Source organism: Kitasatospora sp. NPDC127035 (assembly GCF_042726075.1).
GTDB lineage: Bacteria > Actinomycetota > Actinomycetes > Streptomycetales > Streptomycetaceae > Kitasatospora.
This window is the reverse complement of the sequence record NZ_JBHXDN010000007.1, coordinates 133,465-155,234: the sequence shown is the minus strand read 5'-3', so window position 1 is coordinate 155,234 and position 21,770 is coordinate 133,465. Positions and strand designations below refer to the sequence as shown.

Annotated in this window: 21 protein-coding genes and 1 pseudogene; 12 read left to right on the top strand and 10 right to left on the bottom strand. The window is 70.2% G+C overall.

What is annotated here, in order from left to right:
• The first annotated feature begins 666 nt into the window (after positions 1 to 666).
• Entirely contained in the window at positions 667 to 831 is a 165-nt protein-coding gene (locus ACFWIC_RS06960; protein ID WP_380516511.1) for a hypothetical protein, read from the top strand.
• Positions 832 to 885: 54 nt separating this feature from the next.
• Complete coding sequence (locus tag ACFWIC_RS06955) at positions 886 to 1,083, top strand: hypothetical protein (RefSeq protein WP_380516509.1); 198 nt, start codon at positions 886 to 888, stop codon at positions 1,081 to 1,083.
• A gap of 194 nt (positions 1,084 to 1,277) precedes the next feature.
• Here ACFWIC_RS06955 and ACFWIC_RS06950 read toward each other — a convergent pair whose 3' ends face one another.
• Both ACFWIC_RS06950 and ACFWIC_RS06945 read right to left on the bottom strand, forming a co-directional pair.
• Entirely contained in the window at positions 1,278 to 1,748 is a 471-nt protein-coding gene (locus tag ACFWIC_RS06950) for an NUDIX domain-containing protein (protein ID WP_327679661.1), read from the bottom strand.
• Positions 1,749 to 1,751: 3 nt separating this feature from the next.
• A complete protein-coding gene (locus ACFWIC_RS06945) occupies positions 1,752 to 2,495 on the bottom strand; it encodes a helix-turn-helix domain-containing protein (protein WP_329947730.1) in 744 nt (247 codons plus the stop codon).
• A gap of 143 nt (positions 2,496 to 2,638) precedes the next feature.
• Between ACFWIC_RS06945 and ACFWIC_RS06940 the strand changes: the two genes are divergently transcribed.
• The 3 genes from ACFWIC_RS06940 (at position 2,639) to ACFWIC_RS06930 (ending at position 4,854) form a co-directional block, all read left to right on the top strand.
• Positions 2,639 to 2,833 carry a hypothetical protein gene (locus ACFWIC_RS06940; RefSeq protein WP_380516506.1) on the top strand — a complete coding sequence of 65 codons (195 nt, stop codon included), beginning with the start codon at positions 2,639 to 2,641 and terminating at the stop codon, positions 2,831 to 2,833.
• Between the two features lie 702 nt (positions 2,834 to 3,535).
• A complete protein-coding gene (locus ACFWIC_RS06935; RefSeq protein ID WP_329947728.1) occupies positions 3,536 to 3,679 on the top strand; it encodes a hypothetical protein in 144 nt (47 codons plus the stop codon).
• Complete coding sequence (locus ACFWIC_RS06930; RefSeq protein WP_329947727.1) at positions 3,676 to 4,854, top strand: methyltransferase domain-containing protein; 1,179 nt, start codon at positions 3,676 to 3,678, stop codon at positions 4,852 to 4,854. The genes ACFWIC_RS06935 and ACFWIC_RS06930 overlap by 4 nt, the downstream gene beginning before the upstream one ends.
• A gap of 73 nt (positions 4,855 to 4,927) precedes the next feature.
• Here ACFWIC_RS06930 and ACFWIC_RS06925 read toward each other — a convergent pair whose 3' ends face one another.
• Positions 4,928 to 5,179: an SCO4848 family membrane protein gene (locus tag ACFWIC_RS06925; RefSeq protein WP_380516568.1), complete on the bottom strand. Its 252-nt coding sequence runs from the start codon at positions 5,177 to 5,179 to the stop codon at positions 4,928 to 4,930.
• Between the two features lie 107 nt (positions 5,180 to 5,286).
• Here ACFWIC_RS06925 and ACFWIC_RS06920 point away from each other — a divergent pair.
• Positions 5,287 to 5,475 (top strand): annotated as a pseudogene (locus tag ACFWIC_RS06920) (SCO4848 family membrane protein); the annotation flags it as partial.
• Positions 5,476 to 5,583: 108 nt separating this feature from the next.
• Positions 5,584 to 7,257: a hypothetical protein gene (locus tag ACFWIC_RS06915; protein ID WP_380516503.1), complete on the top strand. Its 1,674-nt coding sequence runs from the start codon at positions 5,584 to 5,586 to the stop codon at positions 7,255 to 7,257.
• 71 nt (positions 7,258 to 7,328) lie between these two features.
• Here ACFWIC_RS06915 and ACFWIC_RS06910 read toward each other — a convergent pair whose 3' ends face one another.
• From ACFWIC_RS06910 to sdhC, 4 genes are read right to left on the bottom strand one after another with little or no spacing between them, the layout of a single operon-like run.
• Positions 7,329 to 8,102, bottom strand: a complete 774-nt coding sequence (locus ACFWIC_RS06910; RefSeq protein ID WP_329885313.1) for a succinate dehydrogenase iron-sulfur subunit — start codon at positions 8,100 to 8,102, stop codon at positions 7,329 to 7,331.
• A complete protein-coding gene (gene sdhA, locus ACFWIC_RS06905; RefSeq protein ID WP_329885312.1) occupies positions 8,102 to 9,844 on the bottom strand; it encodes a succinate dehydrogenase flavoprotein subunit in 1,743 nt (580 codons plus the stop codon). The genes ACFWIC_RS06910 and sdhA overlap by 1 nt, the downstream gene beginning before the upstream one ends.
• A 39-nt stretch (positions 9,845 to 9,883) precedes the next feature.
• Complete coding sequence (locus tag ACFWIC_RS06900; protein ID WP_329885311.1) at positions 9,884 to 10,375, bottom strand: succinate dehydrogenase hydrophobic membrane anchor subunit; 492 nt, start codon at positions 10,373 to 10,375, stop codon at positions 9,884 to 9,886.
• An 8-nt stretch (positions 10,376 to 10,383) separates the two neighbouring features.
• Entirely contained in the window at positions 10,384 to 10,764 is a 381-nt protein-coding gene (sdhC, locus tag ACFWIC_RS06895; RefSeq protein WP_329885310.1) for a succinate dehydrogenase, cytochrome b556 subunit, read from the bottom strand.
• Between the two features lie 367 nt (positions 10,765 to 11,131).
• Between sdhC and ACFWIC_RS06890 the strand changes: the two genes are divergently transcribed.
• The gene (locus ACFWIC_RS06890; RefSeq protein ID WP_355403557.1) at positions 11,132 to 11,866 is read left to right on the top strand and encodes a hypothetical protein; all 735 of its coding nucleotides are present in this window, start codon (positions 11,132 to 11,134) and stop codon (positions 11,864 to 11,866) included.
• A gap of 25 nt (positions 11,867 to 11,891) precedes the next feature.
• Here ACFWIC_RS06890 and ACFWIC_RS06885 read toward each other — a convergent pair whose 3' ends face one another.
• The 3 genes from ACFWIC_RS06885 to ACFWIC_RS06875 all read right to left on the bottom strand — a co-directional run bounded on the left by ACFWIC_RS06885 (position 11,892) and on the right by ACFWIC_RS06875 (position 15,309).
• On the bottom strand, positions 11,892 to 12,437 hold the full coding sequence (locus ACFWIC_RS06885) for a 2-oxo-4-hydroxy-4-carboxy-5-ureidoimidazoline decarboxylase (protein WP_380358639.1): 546 nt from the start codon (positions 12,435 to 12,437) through the stop codon (positions 11,892 to 11,894).
• A 296-nt stretch (positions 12,438 to 12,733) separates the two neighbouring features.
• Entirely contained in the window at positions 12,734 to 14,401 is a 1,668-nt protein-coding gene (locus ACFWIC_RS06880; RefSeq protein ID WP_380358611.1) for an alpha/beta hydrolase, read from the bottom strand.
• Between the two features lie 164 nt (positions 14,402 to 14,565).
• Positions 14,566 to 15,309: an SDR family oxidoreductase gene (locus ACFWIC_RS06875; RefSeq protein ID WP_329885307.1), complete on the bottom strand. Its 744-nt coding sequence runs from the start codon at positions 15,307 to 15,309 to the stop codon at positions 14,566 to 14,568.
• Between the two features lie 119 nt (positions 15,310 to 15,428).
• Here ACFWIC_RS06875 and ACFWIC_RS06870 point away from each other — a divergent pair, with 119 nt between their 5' ends.
• The 4 genes from ACFWIC_RS06870 to ACFWIC_RS06855 all read left to right on the top strand — a co-directional run bounded on the left by ACFWIC_RS06870 (position 15,429) and on the right by ACFWIC_RS06855 (position 21,768).
• On the top strand, positions 15,429 to 17,030 hold the full coding sequence (locus ACFWIC_RS06870; protein ID WP_380516497.1) for a methylmalonyl-CoA mutase: 1,602 nt from the start codon (positions 15,429 to 15,431) through the stop codon (positions 17,028 to 17,030).
• A gap of 231 nt (positions 17,031 to 17,261) precedes the next feature.
• Positions 17,262 to 18,539 (top strand): amidohydrolase, encoded by a 1,278-nt coding sequence (locus tag ACFWIC_RS06865; RefSeq protein ID WP_380358607.1) that lies wholly within the window; start codon positions 17,262 to 17,264, stop codon positions 18,537 to 18,539.
• A gap of 264 nt (positions 18,540 to 18,803) precedes the next feature.
• Positions 18,804 to 19,862 (top strand): BMP family ABC transporter substrate-binding protein, encoded by a 1,059-nt coding sequence (locus ACFWIC_RS06860; protein WP_329885304.1) that lies wholly within the window; start codon positions 18,804 to 18,806, stop codon positions 19,860 to 19,862.
• A 49-nt stretch (positions 19,863 to 19,911) separates the two neighbouring features.
• Positions 19,912 to 21,768 carry an ABC transporter ATP-binding protein gene (locus ACFWIC_RS06855; protein ID WP_380358636.1) on the top strand — a complete coding sequence of 619 codons (1,857 nt, stop codon included), beginning with the start codon at positions 19,912 to 19,914 and terminating at the stop codon, positions 21,766 to 21,768.
• Positions 21,769 to 21,770 lie beyond the last annotated feature (2 nt).

Genomic DNA, 21,770 nt, shown 5'->3' with positions numbered 1-21,770 from the left:
TTCGGGTAGAGCAGTCTTCTTTGTGAAATGCCTAGTCAGACCCATTTCGTCACACAGAAGCAGCAGGGCCATGCGCGGGTGTGCACATGCGGGTGCGCGTGGGTGCGCGCACGCGAGGGAGGCTAACCACCAGAACACCCTTAAATCGCTGCCACAGCGGACCGTGGACGGCTTTTCAGGTGGGGGTTGGACAGATGGACCAACCCGCCCATCCAAAGCGCTCAGATTCCAGTTTCGAAACCGACGAGAGGTGTCCTTGAAGATCACCCACCCGGCATGCGGCCGGGAGTGGTCCGGCCGGCGCGCCCAACACTGCGCGGCCTGTTGCGAGACGTTCGGCAGCACGCGCGCTGGTGACGCCCACCGCACTGGCCCGCACGACGCCCGCAGGTGCCTTCCGCCCGTCACCGTCGGCCTGTGGCCAGACGCTTGCGGTGTCTGGCACCGGAGGCCCTACCGGGACCGCTGATTCGCCTCTTGCCCCCGTCTGACTCCTCACAGGGGCGGGCGGGGGCTTCTTTGCGTTCTCATGCCAGGCCAAATTGTTGGTCGGCGTAAGGGGCCCGCCGACGACGCCGGAAACCGGAGAGGAGGGCAAGGGTAGGTGCACATCAACTGAACTAATTCGTCTGACAGTTGGGCTGCTTGGCCAGCATACTGGCGCCCATGAGTGAGATTTGGGTGCCGACGCTTCAGTTCCCCGACGGTGACGACGAGGACGAGCACGTGAAGACCACGTTCGCGCACTACGGCCTAGCGATGTATCACGCCGAGGTTCTGGGGCACGGGCTCGTCAACGCGCTCGCTGTAACAAAGATCATCGAAGCCTGAGAGCAGGCTGAGGTTCTGATCCGCGACCCCTGGGTGCAGGGCTTCAAGAAGACCATGGAGAAGCTGATCACCCACGTCAGTCGGCAGACAGCCGCTGATCAGCAGCTTATCGACGACCTCAACGAGTGCCGGACTCGCCGCAACCATCTCGCCCATGCCTTCTGGCGCGATCACGCAGAAGAGTTCTGCTCGTACACGGGCCGAAACGGCATGATCGCAAAACTTGAGTCCGACGATGCCCTGTTCGTGTAGACGGACAAGCGTCTCGCTGAGGTTGTGGGCCCGCTCCACGGCCAGCTAGGCATCACTGAGGACCTGTTCAGTACGACCTTCAGCACGCTGTATCGCGAGGCCAAAGAGCGTTAGAGGGGGTGGGCGGCTGACTGGGCACTGCGTTCCTGCTCACAGTGGATCGTACGGTTGGGACGTGGCCCCAGGAGCTTCCACTAGCCGAGGTGCGGCGTGGTCCTGCCGTCTAGAAAGTGTCGGAGTCGAAGGCGCTGTGTGTGGTGCATCGGTAGATCACCGATGCCTTCAGGCGCGACGAACCGAAGGTCTGTGGACTCGTCAGAGATGCGCAGTTCACCGCCCGTGATTCGGGCCGTGAAGCAGACGTTGAACTGTTGTCGAACCTCGCCATCCGAATAGGCGATGACATGCCGAGGGTCTGTGTAGGTACCGACCAGTCCCGTGATCTCTACATCGAACCCGGTCTCCTCGCGAACCTCTCGCACCGCAGTGTCCGGAAGGGACTCGCCAAGATCCATCGCTCCGCCAGGCAGGGCATACAGTCCGTTGTCAGTACGTCGTTGGAGCAGGATGCGTCCAGCCTCATCCGTGACAACGGCGGAAGCCGCGACCACCAGCCGGTTTGGCTTGGGCGCGTTGGGGTCGTCGTAGTACTCGGTCCGTGCCATGTCTCAGCTCTCCTCGACTGGTTGTGATGCGCTCCACACCGCATCGAAGCTCGAAGCGTAGGTGTCGAACATCGTGCCCGCACCCGTCCGTCGGAGATGCCAGACCGGAGCACCGAAGGCGTTCACGCCCCAGACGTGGGCATTCACGAGAAGGTGATCGTCTGCCCGGTACAGGCTGTTGTAGAGCGTGGTCCCATGGGTGCGGATCTCGATACCGGGAGTGCCGATGAGTGGGCGGTAGTGCATCAGTGCGAGGCGGCATCGGGACTCGATGCCGTGGCCGAACCTCTCCTCTTCGCCGCGCTGTCTTACGTTCTCGCTCTCGGCGTCACCGAGGGCGATGCGGACCACGCAGCCATCGGCGGCACGCTCGCGAAGGAGATCGTTGAGCCTGGGGTACGCCTCGTGGAGGAACACGGCAGCGTAGACCAACACGTCAATGCGTTCAGCAGCCTTACCGAGCAGATCAACGAAGACGGACACCGGCAAGTCAGCCCGCTGCTCGTACAGCGCCACGAGCTCGGGGCTTATCGCCCGTGCGGCTCGTGGCTGCCGCAGGCTCGGCCACAGTGCGAACATGTCTACTCCCAGGGCTTCGGCCGCCAGACGCGCTGTCCCTAACCGGGGCGTCCTGCTTTGGTTGGCCCACCGCTCAACCGACTTGGTGTCCACGCCGGCCTTCTCGGCGAGGGCGGCACATGTCCAACCACCCGACACCATGACGCTCTTCAGTCTCTCGTTCGGCATCTCGCTTGTCTCCCCGCAGGCACCGGTCCTTTGCTAGGGACGTTCTATCGCGCGAGGGACGTTCAGAAGTGTCCTTTGCGCGAGGTTTCACCGTCCCGGGCGGTTGCCGGATCTTGGGGGCAACTCGGCGGGAGGAGCGACCAATGACGGCCAAGACGGGTAGCGGAAGCACGCTGCCTGAGTACAGGGCGGCGCGTCGCCAAGCGAAGGGGACCTTCAACCCGCTTGACGACTACGACGCTGAGGTGTCGGCCCGGGTGACGGTTGGCGACATCCTGCGGGAGTGGCCCGCCTGCACCTGCGGCACGGACAACTGTCCCGACAAGGGGGCCTCGTGATGCGGCCGGGGGTGGCCTCTGAAGCCCCCGCAGTGTGCCCGGTGGGCCGGTCGTTCGCTCGCATGGCCGCCGTGTTCGCTGAGGCCCCCGCAGAGCTTCAGGACATGGATGCCATGCGCGACATTCAGAAGCCCCGGGACAAGCACATTGCGGAGTGCACCAAGGGGTGTGCGCCGTGAGGATGCTTCCTGAAGCCCCCGCGCGGGCCGTCAGCACAGAGTGCCCGGGGTGTGCCTACTTCGACGAGATCGAAGCGCAGTACCCGGCCGACAAGAACCCGACCATTGCCAGACACCTGGGCCGGTGGCGGCAGCAGCACGCAGGCGACTGGGAGTGCTTGAACCAGGAGGCAGACCCGGATGATGACCGGGACGGCGTTCAGGTGCCCCCTGAGGGCCCCACGGAGGGCTCAGAGCCCGTAGACCCGTTCGCTTGGATCATGGCCCATCCTTGGCCCCGAGAGCGGCCTGCCGGGCCCCGCCCGGTTCTCACTCTGGAGGAACACTCTGCTGCGTCCCTGACGCCGGAGGAGCGGCAGCGCCGGGCGGTGCTGCTGGCCCGGGTCCGTGAGGCGAACCACCCGAGGCGCTGACGCGCCCAGAAGACCCCCGTCCTGGTCACCTGGGGAAGGAATCGGCCGGGACGGGTCGTACGACCCGGCGGGCGAGCGCCGGTTGGGCCCAACGGCACGGAGGTACTGAGATGGGGAAGCACGGCGGCGGCACCGGCGACGGCAAGGGTGGCAAGCAGCAGGACGACAGCAACAAGGGCTCCGGGCACGGGGGTGGCGGGTCCGACGAGGGCGGCAACACCTCGGACGGCTCGTCCCCGGCGGGCGGCAAGTGACCGGCGAGACGCGCAAGGAGGCGGGCCCTCAGGGGCTCGCCTCCGCGCTGGTGGCCAGCGGCGCGCTTTCCTCGGACTGGCTTCCGTCCTTCAGGGCCGTGCCCCGTGAGCTGTTCGTCCCGGATCGCATCTGGCCGGGCATCGCGGACGGCACGAAGCAGAACCCCGTGGTGCGCCGGTCGCAGGACCCCGAAGCGTGGCGAAGGGCGGTCTACTCGGACATCCCGCTGACCACGCAGTGGGACGACGGGGACCACGCGGGTGACGGGCTCGGTACCACCCCCAGTTCATCCAACTCCATGCCCACGATGGTGTTCTCGATGCTCCGAGATCTCGACGTGCGCCCCGGTGACAGGGTGCTGGAGGTCGGAGCCGGCACGGGGTGGAACGCGGGCCTGCTGGCCCACCGCCTGGGCAGCCCCAACGTGGTCACCGTCGAGTACGACGCGGACGTTATCCGTGGCGCACGGGAGAACCTTGATCGGGCCGGACTTGAGCCGACTGTGATCGAGGGCGACGGACGGCAGGGCTGGCCGGAGGGCGCTCCCTACGATCGGATCATCGCCACGTGCTCCTTGCTGGAGATCCCTCCGGCGTGGCTGGAACAGACGGCGCCCGGCGGGGCCATCCTCGCCCCGTTTGGCACCGAGTACGGCGGCGAGCAGATCGTCCGGCTGACCGTGAACGACGACGGGACCAGCGCGAGCGGCAGGTTCACCCGGAGTTCGGCGTTCATGCGGCTGCGCCAGCAGCGCACCGACCGGCCGCCCTTCGAGGACTACCTACGTGGTCAGGAATGGCCTGCCGACGCCGAGAGAAGTACCACCGCCCTGGCCCCTCCAGACACAGGTGGGTGGTTCGAGCTGTTCGTCATCGGGGCGGCTGTGCCCGGGACGTTCTGGCGGGCGGAGCGCTACGACAACGGCGCGTACACGCTGTGGCTCTACAGCCGGGACGCCCGGTCGTGGGCCTCCGCCGACTATGAGCGGGACCGCGCGGAGTACGAGGTGTACCAGTCCGGCCCCCGGAACCTATGGGACGAGGTGGAGGCCGCCTGGCGCTGGTGGGATGACCAGGGCCGACCCGGCTTCGACCGGTTCGGGCTCACGGTGACCCTGGACGGCCACACGGTGTGGCTGGACAGCCCGGAGACCCCGGTGCCGGTCCGAGGCTGAGCCAGAACGGCCCCGTCCCTGCGCTGCCCCAAAGCGCATGGGCGGGGCCGCCGTTCCTGGCGAAGGACTCCGCCTACTTCTCGGCGCGGCGGGTCGCGAGAATGCCCCGGAGGCCGATGACGCCGACGGCCGTACCGAGGAAGAACGAGGTGATGGCGAGGAGCAGGTGGACCCAGAAGAAGGCAGTCGGCTGGGAGTGGTCGCCGTTCACGAACGCCTGCCCGCCGGAGTCCTTCCAGAGGTTCTTGGCGAAGGTTGACCAGATCACCCAAGACCACACGCCGAATGCTGCGAGGAACCAGGAGACGGGGCGGGTGAGCTTCACGGGGATGTCCTTCATGAGGGGAGGCGTTCCCTCCAGTATGTGACCCGCCCCTGTTCGGCTGACCGGCGGGGAAGCTTCCGATTCTCCTAGGTGGCTTCCATTCAACGACCTTCGTCAAGAACCTCTGGAAGGACTCCGGCGGCCAGGCCTTCGTCGACGGCGACCACGGGCAGCCCACCGCCTTCTTCTGGATCCACCTGCTGCTCGCCGTGACCTCCTTCGCACTCGGCGCCGCCGTCGGCGCGGTCGGCGTCCGCGGCCTGCGCGCCGCCCGGCGGGAGCCGGTCGCCGGCTGACGCGATACCCGGTTGCCTGACGGTCCGGCAGGCTGGAATTATCCCCACCGCTCGATCGCGATCGAATCTTCTTTCGCGTCCTTCATCGCACCAAGGGTGGGGTACTCCATGAAGCCTGCGCACCTCCGTCGGCTCGGCGGGGCGGCTGCCGTCGCCGTGGCGGCAGGTCTGCTCGCCGCGCCGACCGCCGGCGCGGCCGAGACCGGCCTCCGGGTCACCGGGACCACCGCGTCCCCGCGGCCCGGGAACGTTTCCGAGGGCGTCGTCACCGACGCCTGCGACGCCACCACCGCACCCGGCTGGATCGGGCGGACCACCGACGGCCCGACGCTCAGGGCGACCGTCGCCTCGGACACCGCGGGCACCCTCTCCGCCCGCTTCTCGGTCCGGGACCTCACCGCCGACGGCGCCGCCGTCTTCAGCGCCGTCCGCGAGGCCTCCGCCTGGAACAAGGAGGCGACCACCCTCGTCCCCGGCCTGGTGGACGGCCACGGCTACGCCTGGAACGCCCGCGCCCTCCAGGGCCACAAGATCTCGGCGGCGTCCCCGGACTGCCACTTCAAGGTGGACCTGACCAGCGCCCAGCCCACCGTCTCCTCCGCGGACTTCCCGCCGCTCGGCTCCGGTCAGACGCCCGGCAAGTACGCGGGAGAGACCGCCGCCTTCGTCATCAGCGGTACCGACCCGGCCCCCGCCGGCGGGGGCGAGGCCTCGGGCCTGGCCTGCTACCGGTACGCCCTCAACGACAGCCTCCTGATGTCCGGCGGCTGCGACAGCGGCGCCAGTGTGAAGCCCGGCCCGGGCGGCACCGTCACGCTCGACGTCAAGGTGAGGGAGTGGGGCACCAACGTCCTGTACGTCAAGGCGGTGGACAACGCCGGCAACAGCAGCTTCAACACCGGCTACCACTTCTACGCCCCCTCGGACCCGCGGCCGAAGCCCAGCGCCGTCGGCGACGTGGACGGGGACGCCGTCCCGGACATCCTGCTGCCGGACACCGCAGGCAACCTGCAGATCATCAGCGGCCGGGCGAACGACACCACGCCGTCCTCCGTCCTGCCGGCCGACCTCGCCCCGGGGTCGGTCAAGAACTGGAACAACTACCGGGTGTCGCACCGCGACCGGAACTACTCCACGGCCGACGACCTGCTCGTCCGGGAGGTCGGCGGGCCCGGCAGCGTCTACCTGCTCCGGAACGTCTACGGCACCGGGGAGTTCAGCCGCTCCGGCACCGGCTACGTCGACTGGCCTCGGTGGTGCGCCAACCCCGGCCCCTGCGCGCCGGGCTACCCGGTCGGCTGGGACGGCGTCCAGGACCTCGTGCTGCCCGGTCGGATCGGCACCACCGGCCCGGCCGGGTCGGGCCTGCTCAGGATGCAGGCCGGCGATCTCTGGGTGGCCACGCCCTTCCCCGGCGGAGGGAGCTTCAACGACGCCGAGCGACTCACCACCGGTGGCCTCTGGGCCGGCTACGACCTGGTGACCCCCGGCCCCGACGCCTCCGGAGGTCTCGTGCTGTGGGCGCGTGAGCGGGCCGACGGGGCACTGCACGCCTACGCGATCCCGAAGAAGGCCGACGGCACCCTCGACTTCTCCGCCCTCGCCGACCCGTCGGCCGGCGTGGTCGCCACCGGCTTCACCGTGGACGCCTACCCGACCCTGGGCAGCTCCGGCGACCTCGACGGGAACGGCACCGCCGACCTCTGGGCCGTCACCGCAGACCGTCACCTGGTGACCTACAGCGGCTGGACCGCCCCGAAGGACCTCGGCGTGCTGCGCTGAGCCTTCTCCGGGTACCGCGAAGGCCCCGTCCGATCGTGAGATCGGACGGGGCCTTCGACAGGGAGCGGGGATCAGAAGCGACGGGTGACCAGCGCCCGCTTCACTTCCTGGATCGCCTTGGTGACCTCGATGCCACGCGGGCAGGCCTCCGAACAGTTGAAGGTGGTCCGGCAGCGCCAGACGCCCTCACGGTCGTTCAGGATCTCCAGCCGCTGCTCCGCACCCTCGTCGCGCGAGTCGAAGATGAAGCGGTGCGCGTTGACGATCGCGGCCGGACCGAAGTACTGGCCGTCGTTCCAGAAGACCGGGCAGGACGACGTGCACGCGGCGCACAGGATGCACTTGGTGGTGTCGTCGAACCGCTCGCGGTCCTCGGCGGACTGCAGGCGCTCGCGGGTCGGGTCGTTCCCCTTGGTGATGAGGAACGGCATGACGTCCTTGTACGCCTGGAAGAACGGGTCCATGTCCACGATCAGGTCCTTGAGGACCGTCAGGCCCTTGATGGCCTCGATCGTGATCGGCTTCTCCGGGTTGACGTCCTTGACCAGGGTCTTGCACGCCAGCCGGTTGCGGCCGTTGATCCGCATCGCGTCGGAGCCGCAGATGCCGTGGGCGCAGGAACGGCGGTAGGTGAGGGTGCCGTCCTGCTCCCACTTGATCTTGTTGAGCGCGTCCAGGACGCGCTCCTTCGGGTCCATCTCCAGCTGGTAGTCGACCCACACCGGGTCCGGGTGCTCCTCCGGGTTGAACCGGCGGATCCGGAAAGTGACGGTGATCAGCTTGACGGCCCCGCTCTCGGCCGCGTCCAGAGCGGCCGAGTGCTTCTCCACGGTCGGAGTGCTCATCAGTACTTACGCTCCATCGGCTGGTAGCGGGTCGTGACGACCGGCTTGTAGTCGAGGCGGATGGAGGTGGTGCCGTCCGCGGCAACCTCCTGGTACGCCATGGTGTGCTGCATGAACTTCACGTCGTCACGGGTCGGGAAGTCCTCGCGGTAGTGACCGCCGCGCGACTCCTCGCGGGCGAGCGCGGAGACGGCCAGGACCTCGGCCAGGTCGAGCAGGTTGCCCAGCTCGACGGCCTCCAGCAGGTCCGTGTTGTAACGGAAGCCCTTGTCCTGGATCGCGACGTTCTTGTACCGCTCGCGCAGCGCGGCGATGTCCTCGACCGCCTGCTTGAGGGTGGCACCGGTGCGGTAGACCATGGCGTTGGTGTCCATGGTCTCCTGCAGCTCCTTGCGGATCACCGCCACGGACTCGGTGCCGGTGGACTCGCGCAGGTTGTCGACCAGGGCCTGGACCTTCTCGGCCGGGTTCTCGGGCAGCTCGGTGTAGCCCACCGTCTGCGCGTAGTCGGCGGCGGCGATGCCGGCGCGCTTGCCGAAGACGTTGATGTCCAGCAGCGAGTTGGTGCCCAGGCGGTTGGCGCCGTGCACGGACACGCAGGCGACCTCGCCGGCCGCGTACAGGCCGGGGACCACGTCGGTGTTGTTGCGCAGCACCTCGCCCTCGACGTTGGTCGGGATGCCGCCCATGGCGTAGTGCGCGGTCGGCTGGATCGGGATCGGGTCCGTGTAGGGCTCGATGCCGAGGTAGGTGCGCGCGAACTCGGTGATGTCCGGGAGCTTGGCGTCCAGCTGCTCCGGCGGCAGGTGGGTGAGGTCCAGGTAGACGTGGTCGCCGTCCGGACCGCAGCCGCGGCCTTCGCGGATCTCGGTGTAGATCGCGCGGGAGCAGACGTCACGGGACGCGAGGTCCTTCATGACGGGGGCGTAGCGCTCCATGAAGCGCTCGCCGTCCTTGTTGCGCAGGATGCCGCCCTCGCCGCGGGCGCCCTCGGTGAGCAGGATGCCCATGCGCCAGATGCCCGTCGGGTGGAACTGGAAGAACTCCATGTCCTCCAGCGGCAGGCCGCGGCGGTAGACCAGGGCCTGGCCGTCACCGGTGAGGGTGTGGGCGTTGGAGGAGACCTTGAAGAACTTGCCGGTGCCGCCGGAGGCGAAGACGACCGACTTGGCCTGGAAGACGTGGATCTCGCCGGTGGCCAGCTCGTAGGCGACGACGCCGGCGGTCTTGCCCTCGTTGAGCAGCAGGTCGAGGACGTAGAACTCGTTGAAGAACTCGACGCCGTGCTTGACGCAGTTCTGGAACAGCGTCTGGAGGATCATGTGACCGGTGCGGTCGGCCGCGTAGCACGAGCGGCGGACCGGGGCCTCGCCGTGGTTGCGGGAGTGGCCGCCGAAGCGGCGCTGGTCGATCCGGCCCTGCTCGGTGCGGGAGAAGGGGAGACCCATCTTCTCCAGGTCGAGGACGGCGTCGATGGCCTCCTTGCACATGATCTCGGCGGCGTCCTGGTCGACCAGGTAGTCACCACCCTTGACCGTGTCGAAGGTGTGCCACTCCCAGTTGTCCTCCTCGACGTTGGCGAGGGCGGCGCACATGCCGCCCTGGGCCGCGCCGGTGTGGGACCGGGTGGGGTAGAGCTTGGTGAGCACCGCGGTGCGGCTGCGCTGGGTCGACTCGATGGCCGCGCGCATGCCGGCGCCGCCGGCGCCGACGATGACGGTGTCGTACTGGTGAATCTGCATGGGGGTTCTAACTCGCCTCTGGCCTCTGCCGATTGCCGATTAGATGTTCGGGTCGAAAGTGAAGATCACCAGGGTGCCGAGCAACACGGTGAAGACCGTGGCGGCGCCCATGAGGCCCTTCAGCCAGAGCCGGGTGGAGTCCTTCTCGGCGTAGTCGTTGATGACCGTCCGCATGCCGTTGGAGCCGTGGAGCATGGCCAGCCAGAGCATCAGGAGGTCCCAGCCCTGCCAGAACGGCGAGGCCCAGCGGCCGGCCACGAAGGCGAAGCCGATCTTGGAGACGCCGCCGTCGAGCACCAGCATGATCAGCAGGTGGCCGAGGATCAGCACCACGAGGACGATGCCGGACAGGCGCATGAAGAGCCAGGCCAGCATCTCGAAGTTGGTACGGGTGCGGCGCGGGGTCTTCTTCGTCCGCTGGCGCGCCGGCTCGATCACGAAGTCGTCGGCGGGGTTGCCCGTGCCGAGACCCTTGCCGGTGTGCGCCTGGGCGGAGGGGACCACCAGGGCGTCGGAGATTTCCGTGGACATGTCTCAGATCACTTCCCGAACCAGGAGGTCAGCGTGTGCTGCAGGATCGGGTAGAAGGCGCCGGCCATCAGGACGACCCAGACCCCGACCACGGACCAGAGCATCTGCCTCTGGTACTTCGGGCCCTTCGACCAGAAGTCGACGGCAACGACCCGCAGGCCGTTCAGGGCGTGGAACAGGATGGCGGCCACCAGGCCGTACTCCATCAGGTTCACGAGTGGCGTCTTGTACGTCTGAATGACGGTGTCGTACGCCTCGGGGGACACGCGCACCAGTGCGGTGTCCAGGACATGTGCAAACAGGAAGAAGAAGATGAGGACGCCGGTGACTCGATGAGCCACCCAGCTCCACATGCCTTCCCGGCCGCGGTACAGCGTTCCAGCCGGCACGGAAAAACCCTCCGGAAGCGATTGGGGGCTCGGCCGGCTTCGGTGTCGGTCAGCCCGGCCGGGTACGGTCCACCGGCCGCGAGCATCCTATCGACGCCGTGTCGGGAACCGCCTCCGGGGGCCCGAGGTGTGATCAATCAGGCACGACTGGCCTAGTCGGGCGGGAACCCGGGCGTCGGTTGTCACGGAAAGTGATGGTTCGGGCGCGCTACCGTGCGCACCCCCCGAACCCTGCCGCCGACACCCTGCCGAGGCCCCCGTGCTGCCCTCCCCTCCCCGCCCCTCGCCCGTTCCGCCGCCCCGTCTCCCGCTCCGCCGTTCGCCCCGCCTATCGCTCAGGCCCTCGACCCGCCCGCTGTCCGGCCTGGTGCTCGGCGCCCTGCTCCTCGCCACCGGCTGCGCCACCGTGGACGGCTCCGCCGACCGGGCCCGGGGCGGCGGCCCGGGCCGGGAGCTGTCGGCGGCCGAGCTGCGCGCGGCCGTGGTGACCGACGCCGACCTCGGCCCCGGCTACACGGTCACGGTGATGACGCCGGGTCACGGCGAGACCGGCTCGGGGGGCGGGCGGGAGGTCGCCGACCTTCCGGTGTGCCAGCCGCTGCTGGACGCGGTGACCCCGGCGGTGGCGGCCGGCGCGGCCTCGGCCCCGCCCGGCCCGGCGGCGCCGTACGCGGAGACGGACCTGGGCGTGGCGCGGGCCGCGGACCCGGAGGGGAGCGTCTACGGGGGGCTGCTCGGCTACCGGGGCGACCGGGCGGCCCGGCTGCAGGCGGAGCTGGGGGGCCTGTTCGGTCCGTGTGCGGACTTCACCTCGACGGCGCCGCCGCCGCCGGCGGAGAAGGGGCGCAAGGAGGTGCGGACCCGGCACCGGCTGAGCCGGAACGACACGCCCACGCCCGGGGGAGCCGACGCCGTGACCGGATTCACCCTCACGAATGAATCGGGCTCGGTGGTGCTCGCTCAGCGTGCGGTGCTGGCGCGGGTCGGTCCGGCGCTGGTGGTGTTCAGCACGGTCGGCGTGGGCCCGGCTCCGGCCCCCGAGCCGGACGGGCGGATCGTCGGCCAGCAGGTGGCCAAGCTGCGGGCGGCCCAGAAGGGCTGAGCCGCCCGGAGAACGACCGGGCGGCTCAGCGGGCCGAGGCCCCGGAGTGGGTGGCGACCAGGTGTTCCAGGCGGGTGAGGGCGATCCGGCGCAGTTCGTCGGACGCCACCAGACGCTCCTCGTCCCGGTCGTTGGCGAGCCGGGTGCGGATCGAGCTGAGGACGGTGTCGAGCATCTCCTCGGGGACGACGTTCTCCAGGCAGACCACGAAGACGTGGCCGAACCTGGCCTCGTAGGCGGCGTGGGCCGCCCGGAGCGCGGTGTGCGCCGCCTGGCTGCCGGGTGCGCGCATGCCGAGGAGCGGCTGCGGCATCCAGCTCTCGTCCGCCAGCGCCTCGGCCAGGTCGGCCGGGCGCAGGTCGTACGAGGCCTCGCTGGCGGCGGCCAGCAGGGACTCTATGTCGGGGTAGGGCCGGTGCGCGGTGAGCCTGAGGGCCCACCGGTGGCTGCCGCAGCAGGCCAGCAGGGCCTCTTCGGCGGCGCCGGCGTCGGCCTCGTTGAAGCGGTGCAGTCCGAGGAGGGTCGGCTCGGTCCGGGGGTCGAGCCGCTGTGACGGAATGTCGCTGGCCAGCGGGTCCTCCTCGTGAGGGCGGGAAGGGGCCGGTGAAGTGGTGGTGAAGTCAGGTGAAGTATGAGGCTGCGGGGCGGCGTCCAACGCCCCTCCGTCAGCGACTCAAAGGTAGTTGAGCGGTCATCAGTTGGGGAGAGCGCACGCGGATTTCATCCGAACGAGCTATCAAGTTGTGACGTTGACACCTCGGTGTCAGCGCCCTCCCCATCTTCATCTGCTACGACGTGCCGTCCCCCGTGCCCCTTCCGTCAGCACCGCGTTCCACGGGGTCGCTCCGCACGGCGCCCGGCAACGCGTCAGGAACACCTGGTCCCGGCGGCCGGGAGCGTTCCCTCGGTGAGGTAGGCGGCGTAGGCCGCGTCGATGCAGCCGTTGCCCTTGCCGAAGGCGCCGTGGCCCTCGCCGACCCGGGTCAGCAGGGTGGCGTTGGCGAAGCCCTTGGCCAGCGACTCGGCGGCGGCGTACGGGGTGGCCGGGTCCCCGGTGGAGCCGACGACCAGGATCGGCGCGCTGCCCTCGGCCCGGACGGTGTGCGGCTTCTCGGGCGACCTGAACGGCCAGCCGGTGCAGGAGCCCTCGGTGAAGTCCTCCGCGGTGACGTCCTTGGTGAGCAGCGGGGCCTCCTGCCGGAGCTTCGCCACGGCCGCCTGGGCCTGCTCGGGCGTCGGGGCCGAGGAGGCGCCGTCGGCGCAGCGGACGGCGACCAGGGCCGCCTCGCTGGGGTCGTAGTGGCCCTGGTCGTCCCGGCCGTTGGACTCGTCGGCGGAAGCGAGCAGGACGTTGCCCTGGCGGGCCTGCATCGCCTCGGCGAAGGCGAGCCGCAGGTACGGCCAGTAGGTCTTCTCGTCGCCGTAGAGCATCTGCGTGACGCCGGTCCAGGCGAGGCCGCTGCCGACCTTGCGGCCGTCCTTGGTGGGCAGCGGCTTGTCGCGCAGCCCGTCGAGGAAGTCGGCGGCCTTCTTGGCGGCCTTGGCGGAGGACTTGCCCAGCGCGCACTCGTCGGCGTGGTTCTCGACGCAGTCGACGGCGAAGCGCTCGAAGGACTTCGCGAAGCCGATGATCTGGTTGACGCTGCTGTCGAGGCTCTCCTGGGCGGGGTCGACGGCGGCGTCGAGGATCAGCCGGCCGGTGTTCCCGGGGAACTCCTCCGCGTAGAGCGCGCCGAGGTAGGTGCCGTAGGAGATGCCCAGGTAGTTGAGCTTCTGGTCGCCGACGGCGGCGCGCAGCACGTCCAGGTCGCGCGCGGTGCTGCGGGTGCCGACGAAGGGCAGCAGCTTGCCGGACTTGGCCTGGCAGGCGGCGATGTACTCGGCCTCCTGCTTGTCCGACAGGGCCTTCGCCTCCTGCGGGTCGAGCGGGTCGTCCTGCGCGTTGAGCGCGTCGCGCTGCTTGTCGTCCAGGCAGACCACCGGGGAGCTGCCGCCGGTGCCGCGCGGGTCGAACCCGATCACGTCGAAGCGGTTGTGCAGGGTGCCGTCGAACTGCTCGGCGCCGAACTTGACCATCTCCACGCCGGAGCCGCCCGGGCCGCCGGGGTTGACCATCAGCGAGCCGATCCGCTGGTCCTGCTTGCCGGCGGGCAGCTTGATCAGCGCGAGGTCGAGGGCCTCGCCCGCCGGGTCGGCGTAGTCGAGCGGGACGTGCAGCTTGCCGCACTTCATCAGGGACGTGTCGATCTTCGCCTCGGCCGCCTCGGCGTCCGGGGCGCAGGCGGCCCAGCTGATCTGCTGGCCGTAGAACGGCTTGAGCGCGGGGTCGGCGGCGCCGGTCGGCTTCGCGGTCGGGGTGGGCGTCGGGGTGGGCGTCGGCGTCCCGGCGGCTGTGGTGGCGGCCGTCGGCGGGGTGGTGGCGGCCTGGTCCTGGGCGGGCTTCTGGTCCCCGCCGCACGCCGTGGTGAGGAGAAGGGTGCCGGCAGCGACCGCGGCCAGCAGAAAGCGCGGGCGGGCGGCCCGATAATTCGTCATCGCACGTATGTACCACTGTCGGGTGACAGCCCCGGTGCGCACCCCCGGGGTGCCGGCCCCGGAAGGCCGGTGCCGAAAGGCTCGAACGTATGCGAACAGCCTGAACGCCGCCATGGGCCGGGCCGCACCGTGGCGGCCCGGCCCGGCCGGGGGCGGGGGAGGGGTCAGAGTTCCCGGTGCACCTTGTGGTTGGCGGCCTGGGCGCGCGGGCGGACCACCAGCAGGTCGATGTTGACGTGGGACGGCCGGGTGACCGCCCAGGCCACGGTGTCGGCGACGTCCTCCGAGGTCAGCGGCTCGGCGACGCCCGCGTACACGGAGGCGGCCTTCTCCTCGTCGCCGCGGAACCGGGTGACGGCGAAGCCCTCGGACTTGACCATGCCCGGGGCGATCTCGATCACCCGGACCGGCTCCCCGCACAGCTCCAGCCGGAGCGTCGCGGCGATGGTGTGCGCCGCGTGCTTGGCCGCCACGTAGCCGCCGCCGCCCTCGTACGCGGCCAGCGCCGCGGTGGAGGAGAGGACGAGGATGGTGCCGTCGCCGCTCGCCCGCAGGGCCGGCAGCAGCGCCTGCGTCACGTGCAGCACGCCGAGCACGTTCACCTGGTACATGGCCAGCCAGTCCGCCGGGTCGCCCGACTCCACCGGCTCGGCCCCGATCGCCCCGCCGGCGTTGTTCACCAGGACGTCCACCCGGCCGATCCCGGCCGCGAAGGCGTCCACGGCGGCCCGGTCGGTCACGTCCAGGGTGTGGGCGCGCCCACCGATCTCCTTGGCCAGCTGCTCGATCCGGTCGGTCCGGCGGGCGGTCAGCACCACGTCGAAGCCCTCGGCCGCGAGCCGGCGGGCGGTTGCCGCGCCGATCCCGCTGCTCGCGCCGGTGACGACGGCCACCTTCTGCTCGGTCATTGCCACTCCTGAGATATCCGGTCGGTTCAGCCGATCATCTCAAGGCCGCTCGCCCCCGGGCCGCCGGCGTTACATTGCGAGGGGAGGGGACCGTCCGGCCGAACACCGCGGAGGACACCATGACCCCCGAACCGCCGCCCGAACCGCGCCGCACCGAGTCGGGCCTCCCGATCGCGCCGCTCTACGGCCCCGAGGCCCGGGCCGGCCGGGACCCGGCCGAGCGGCTGGGCCGGCCGGGCGCGTACCCGTACACCCGGGGCGTCCACCCGTCGATGTACACGGGCCGGCTCTGGACGATGCGCCAGTACGCCGGCTTCGGCACCGCGGCCGAGTCCAACGCCCGCTACCGGCAGCTGATCGCCGGCGGCTCCACCGGCCTCTCGGTCGCCTTCGACCTGCCGACCCAGATGGGTTACGACTCGGACGCCCCGCTCGCCGCCGGGGAGGTCGGCCGGGTCGGCGTCGCGGTGGACAGCGTCGAGGACGTGGCCGACCTGTTCGAGGGCATCCCGCTCGGCGAGGTCTCCACCTCGATGACCATCAACGCACCGGCCGCCCTGCTGCTCCTGCTCTACCAGCTGGTCGGCGAGGCCCGGGGGGTGCCGCCGGCCCGGCTCACCGGCACCGTGCAGAACGACGTGCTCAAGGAGTACATCGCCCGCGGCACCTACATCTTCCCGCCGCGGCCCTCGCTGCGGCTGGTCGCGGACGTCCTCCGGTACTGCCGGGCCGAGATCCCGCGCTGGAACACCATCTCGATCTCCGGCTACCACATGGCCGAGGCCGGGGCGACGCCCGCGCAGGAGGTCGCCTTCACCCTGGCCGACGGCATCGCGTACGTGCGCGCCGCACGGGCGGCGGGTCTGGCGGTGGACGACTTCGCGCCCCGGCTCTCCTTCTTCTTCGTGGCCCGGACCACGCTGCTGGAGGAGGTCGCGAAGTTCCGCGCGGCCCGCCGGATCTGGGCCCGGGTGATGCGCGACGAGTTCGGTGCCCGGGACCCCCGCTCGCAGATGCTGCGCTTCCACACCCAGACCGCCGGGGTGCAGCTGACCGCCCAGCAGCCCGAGGTCAACCTGGTCCGGGTCGCGGTGCAGGCCCTCGCGGCGGTGCTCGGCGGCACCCAGTCGCTGCACACCAACTCCTTCGACGAGGCGATCGCGCTGCCCACCGAGAAGGCGGCCCGGCTCGCCCTGCGCACCCAGCAGGTGCTCGCGTACGAGACCGACGTGACCGCCACCGTCGACCCGTTCGCCGGCTCGTACGCCGTGGAGGCGCTGACCGACGCGACGGAGGAGGCCGTGCTCGTGCTGATGGCCCGGGTCGAGGAACTCGGCGGCGCGGTGGCCGCGATCGAGGCCGGGTACCAGAAGACGGAGATCGAGCGGAACGCCTACCGGATCCAGCGGGAGACCGAGGCGGGGGAGCGGACGGTGGTCGGGGTCAACCGGTTCCGGCTGGCGTCCGAGGAGCGGTACCGGCCGCTCAGGGTGGACCCGGAGGCCGGCCGGCGGCAGGTGGCGCGGCTGGCCCGGGTGCGGGCGGCGCGGGACCGGTCGGCGGTGGACCGCTCGCTGGCCGCGTTGCGCCGGACGGCCGGTGGGCCGGACAACGTGCTGTACCCGATGCGGGAGGCGCTGGCCGCCCGGGCCACCGTGGGCGAGGTCTGCGACGCGCTGCGCGAGGTCTGGGGCGGCTACGCCCCGGTCGAGCGGTTCTGAGTGGTGCGGGGCCGGACCGTCGGTGCCGCCGTGCGATTCCGAGCCATCGTCAATTCCCCTGGTGGGAGGGGCGTGACCTTGATCGCCGACGGTCGTTGCACTGGGCAGGAACCTGGGGAAGGCGGCTGAAACAAGATGTCATACCCACCTGCTCGGCCGGTATGCGCCCATCCGGGGACTTCTTTTCCGGAAGTCGGGCCAAATCCCCCCAACGGGCCTACCCTTGTTGAGATGAACCGTCGTGAGTCCGCCCAGTCGGCCGTCACCCTCACCGCTGCCCGTCCCGCCGCCGGTCTCCGTGACCGGGTGAGCGGGCTGGAGCCCGAGCTGATCGCCTTCCGGCGGGACCTGCACCGGCACCCGGAGCTGGGCCGCCAGGAGTTCCGTACCACCGGTCTGCTGCGCGACCGCCTGGTCGCCGCGGGCCTCGCCCCCCGGATCCTCCCGGGCGGCACCGGAATGCTCGTCGACGTCGTTCCCGAGTCCGCACCGCGCGGGGCCGGCTTCCTGGCCTTCCGCGCCGACATCGACGCCCTGCCGATCGACGACGCCAAGACCGACGTCCCCTACCGTTCGACCGTGCCCGGCCGGGCCCACGCCTGCGGCCACGACGTGCACACCTCGGTGGTGCTGGGCACCGCGCTGGTGCTGGCCGAGGCGGCCCGCACCGGCGAGCTGCGCCGTCCGGTCCGGCTGGTCTTCCAGCCCGCCGAGGAGGTCATGCCCGGCGGTGCGCTGGACGTGATCGCGGCCGGCGGGATGGACGGCGTCGAGCGGATCTTCGCGGTGCACTGCGACCCGAAGGTGGAGGTGGGCCGGGTCGGGCTGCGGGTCGGGGCGATCACCTCGGCCTGCGACCGCCTGGTCCTGAGCCTGGACGGTCCCGGCGGCCACACCGCCCGCCCGCACCTGACCACGGACCTGGTCACCGCGATCGCCCGGATGGCGGCCGACCTCCCGACCCTGCTGGCCCGCCGGATGGACCCGCGCTGGGGCGTCTCGCTGGTCTGGGGCCGGATCGCCGCCGGCTCCGCGCCCAACGTGATCCCGCAGCACGCGGAGCTGGAGGGCACCGTCCGCTGCCTGGAGCTGGCCGGCTGGCGGGATGCGCCGGAGCTGCTGCACGAGCTGATCGCCAGGCTCGCCGAGACGTACCGGGCCAAGTGGACGCTGGACTACCACCGGGGTGTCCCGCCGGTGGTCAACGAGGCGGTCTCGGTGGCCCTGCTGGAGGAGGCCATGACAGCGCGTTTCGGCCGCTCCGGCCGCCAGGTGGTGGAGGACACCGAGCAGTCGCTCGGCGGCGAGGACTTCTCCTGGTACCTGGAGCACGCTCCGGGTGCGCTGGCCCGGCTCGGCGTCCGCACCCCCGGCGACACCGCCGTCCGTGACCTGCACCAGGGCAGATTCGACGTGGACGAGCGCGCGATCGCGATCGGTGTGGAGCTGTTCGCGGCGCTGGCCCTGGATCCGGACACGGAGCCCGGGGAGGGCTCCGAGGTCCTCTGAGGGCCCTTTCGGCGGTCGTAAACCGGACACTCACCATGAGTGTCCGGTTTGTCGCAATACAGGCTTTATTTACGGTTACGTACACTGGGCTGCGCCAGTTCCGACCGCCGTTCCTGCATGGAAAAGGGGCGTCGGGAGGGCCGTGAGACCACGGTTTGATAACAACCCGAATGCTCCGGCGGCCCGTAACCCAACCGTGTTCTACGCGCGTTACGGTGGCGTCCGACCACGCTAATCGGGTGCGTGTGAGAAGGAGATACTCCCTTGCGCCGTTCTACTAAGCTCGCCGCGGTTGTGCTCTCGGGTTCCCTGGGCATCGCCTCGCTCGCCGCTTGCGGCGCAAAGAGCAACGACACCGCCGCCTCTTCCGGCTCCGCCGACGGCGGCCTGAAGGTCGGCATGGCCTACGACATCGGTGGCCGCGGCGACCAGTCGTTCAACGACTCCGCCGCGCGCGGCCTGGACAAGGCCAAGAACGAGCTCGGCGTCGCCGTGACCGAGGCCGACGCCAAGACCGGCGAGGCCGAGGCCGACAAGGAGACCCGGCTCAAGAACCTGGTCACCGCCGGCTACAACCCGATCATCGCGGTCGGTTTCGTGTACCAGGCTGCGGTCGAGAAGATCGCCAAGGAGAACCCGAACACCAAGTTCGCGATCATCGACTCGGCCTCCGAGACCCAGCCGAGCAACGTCACCTCGCTGACGTTCTCCGAGCAGGAGGGCTCGTACCTGGCCGGTGTGGCCGCCGCCCTCAAGTCGAAGAACAAGCACGTCGGCTTCATCGGCGGCGTGCAGACCGAGCTGATCAAGAAGTTCGAGGCGGGCTACCGCGCGGGCGTCAAGTCCGTCGACCCGAACATGCCGGTCGAGGTCACCTACCTCACCACGCCCCCGGACTTCTCCGGCTTCGCCTCGCCCGACAAGGGCAAGGAGGCCGCCCAGGGCCAGCTCGACAAGAAGGCCGACGTCATCTACACCGCCGCCGGCTCCTCCGGCAACGGTGCGATCGAGGCCGCTGCCAACGCCAACGCCCTGGCCATCGGCGTCGACTCCGACCAGGCCGCCCAGCCGGCCCTGGCGAAGTACAAGAACAGCATCCTCACGTCGATGGTGAAGAACGTCGACAAGGCCGTCTTCTCCTACGTCGAGTCGATCAAGAAGGGCACCCCCTTCACCGGCGTGAAGAACTTCGACCTCAAGGCCGACGGTGTCTCGCTGGCCACCACCGGCAACAAGATCGACGACATCAAGGCCAAGCTCGACGAGGCCGGCAACGCCATCAAGAGCGGCGCCACCACCGTCCCGACCGACCCCACCAAGTAGGGGTTCGACCGGACGTCGCTGCCGCTGCCGCCTGCCCGGCAGCGCCATGATGGACGCAACATCAGGGAGGGGCCCGGAAGGGTGCGCTCAGTGCGTACCCCCGGGCCCCGTCCCGTCCCTCCACCGCTTTTCGCTTTTGGCCCTCCAGCGCAACGACGCGCCTCCAGACCACCAGGAGATCGCCATCACCGCATCCGACCCCGCCCCGCACACGGGCGGTACCCCCAGCGCGGGGACGGCGACACCGGCCGTCGAACTGCGCGGCATCACCAAGCGCTTCCCCGGTGTCGTGGCCAACCACGACATCAACCTCACCGTCCGCACCGGTACCGTGCACGCCCTCATGGGCGAGAACGGCGCCGGCAAGTCGACGCTGATGAAGATCCTCTACGGCATGCAGAAGCCGGACGAGGGCACCATCGCGATCAACGGTGAGCTGTGCGAGTTCAACACCCCGGGCGAGGCCATCGCGCGCGGCATCGGCATGGTGCACCAGCACTTCATGCTCGCCGACAACCTCACCGTCTGGGAGAACGTCGTCCTCGGCGGCGAGCACCTGTTCGGCATCGGCGCCAAGGCCAAGGCGAAGATCAAGGAGATCTCCGACCAGTACGGCCTGGGCGTGCGCCCGGACACCCTGGTCGAGGACCTCGGCGTGGCCGACCGCCAGCGCGTCGAGATCCTCAAGGTGCTCTACCGCGGCGCCAAGATCCTCATCCTCGACGAGCCCACCGCGGTGCTCGTCCCGCAGGAGGTCGACGCGCTCTTCGACAACCTGCGCGAGCTCAAGTCCGAGGGCGTCACCGTCATCTTCATCTCGCACAAGCTGCACGAGGTGCTCTCGGTGGCGGACGCGATCAGCGTCATCCGCCGCGGCACCACCGTCGGCGACGCGGACCCGAAGAGCGTCAGCGCCCGCCAGCTGGCCGAGCTGATGGTCGGCTCCGAGCTGCCCTCCCCGGAGAGCCGCGAGTCCACCGTCACCACCGACGTGATGCTGGACGTCGCGGGCCTGCGGATCGCCAAGACCGACGCCGAGGGCATCGAGCGCGTGGTCCTGGACGACATCTCGCTGCGCATCCACAAGGGCGAGATCCTCGGCATCGCCGGTGTCGAGGGCAACGGCCAGGCCGAACTGGTCGAGGCCGTCATGGGCATGCTGCCGCTCGACGCAGGCGCCGTCACCCTCGACGGCAAGGACCTCTCCGGCACCCTCACCCGGGCCCGCCGCCAGGCCGGCATCGGCTACATCCCCGAGGACCGCCACCGGCACGGCCTGCTGCTGGAGGCCCCGCTCTGGGAGAACCGGATCCTCGGCCACGTCACCGAGGCCCCGAACTCCAAGGGCGTCCTGCTCGACCCCGCCGGTGCCCGCAGGGACACCGCGCGGATCGTCGAGGAGTACGACGTCCGCACCCCCGGCATCGAGGTCACCGCGGCCTCCCTCTCCGGCGGCAACCAGCAGAAGCTGATCATCGGCCGCGAGATGAGCCACCGGCCCAAGCTGCTGATCGCCGCCCACCCCACCCGCGGTGTGGACGTCGGCGCGCAGGCGCAGATCTGGGAGCACATCCGGGTCGCGCAGCGCGAGGGCCTCGCGGTCCTGCTGATCTCCGCCGACCTGGACGAGCTGATCGGGCTCTCCGACACCATCCGGGTGATCTACCGCGGCCGGCTGGTCGCCGACGCGGACCCGGCCACCGTCACCGCCGAGGACCTCGGCACCGCGATGACCGGTGCGGCCCGCGGCCACATCGAGTCCGAGCCCGAGGCCGTCGAGGAGTTCCAGGCGACCCGGGTCGAGGGCACCGAGGCCGAGCCCGCCGCCGGGGACGACGCCCCGTCCGTCACCGCCGGGGACGACACCCCCACCGACACCGCCGACGACCAGCAGGCGGGGGAGTAGCC

Excerpts from the sequence above, each read along its gene's own strand:
- ACFWIC_RS06910 (WP_329885313.1), bottom strand. The coding sequence starts at position 8,102 with ATGAGCACTCCGACCGTGGAGAAGCACTCGGCCGCTCTGGACGCGGCC.
- ACFWIC_RS06900 (WP_329885311.1), bottom strand. The coding sequence starts at position 10,375 with ATGTCCACGGAAATCTCCGACGCCCTGGTGGTCCCCTCCGCCCAGGCG.
- ACFWIC_RS06870 (WP_380516497.1), top strand. The coding sequence starts at position 15,429 with ATGACCCCCGAACCGCCGCCCGAACCGCGCCGCACCGAGTCGGGCCTC.
- ACFWIC_RS06875 (WP_329885307.1), bottom strand. The coding sequence starts at position 15,309 with ATGACCGAGCAGAAGGTGGCCGTCGTCACCGGCGCGAGCAGCGGGATC.
- ACFWIC_RS06945 (WP_329947730.1), bottom strand. The coding sequence starts at position 2,495 with ATGCCGAACGAGAGACTGAAGAGCGTCATGGTGTCGGGTGGTTGGACA.
- ACFWIC_RS06935 (WP_329947728.1), top strand. The coding sequence starts at position 3,536 with ATGGGGAAGCACGGCGGCGGCACCGGCGACGGCAAGGGTGGCAAGCAG.
- ACFWIC_RS06915 (WP_380516503.1), top strand. The coding sequence starts at position 5,584 with ATGAAGCCTGCGCACCTCCGTCGGCTCGGCGGGGCGGCTGCCGTCGCC.
- ACFWIC_RS06855 (WP_380358636.1), top strand. The coding sequence starts at position 19,912 with ATGGACGCAACATCAGGGAGGGGCCCGGAAGGGTGCGCTCAGTGCGTA.
- ACFWIC_RS06955 (WP_380516509.1), top strand. The coding sequence starts at position 886 with ATGGAGAAGCTGATCACCCACGTCAGTCGGCAGACAGCCGCTGATCAG.
- ACFWIC_RS06940 (WP_380516506.1), top strand. The coding sequence starts at position 2,639 with ATGACGGCCAAGACGGGTAGCGGAAGCACGCTGCCTGAGTACAGGGCG.
- ACFWIC_RS06950 (WP_327679661.1), bottom strand. The coding sequence starts at position 1,748 with ATGGCACGGACCGAGTACTACGACGACCCCAACGCGCCCAAGCCAAAC.
- ACFWIC_RS06960 (WP_380516511.1), top strand. The coding sequence starts at position 667 with ATGAGTGAGATTTGGGTGCCGACGCTTCAGTTCCCCGACGGTGACGAC.
- ACFWIC_RS06880 (WP_380358611.1), bottom strand. The coding sequence starts at position 14,401 with ATGACGAATTATCGGGCCGCCCGCCCGCGCTTTCTGCTGGCCGCGGTC.
- ACFWIC_RS06865 (WP_380358607.1), top strand. The coding sequence starts at position 17,262 with ATGAACCGTCGTGAGTCCGCCCAGTCGGCCGTCACCCTCACCGCTGCC.
- sdhA (WP_329885312.1), bottom strand. The coding sequence starts at position 9,844 with ATGCAGATTCACCAGTACGACACCGTCATCGTCGGCGCCGGCGGCGCC.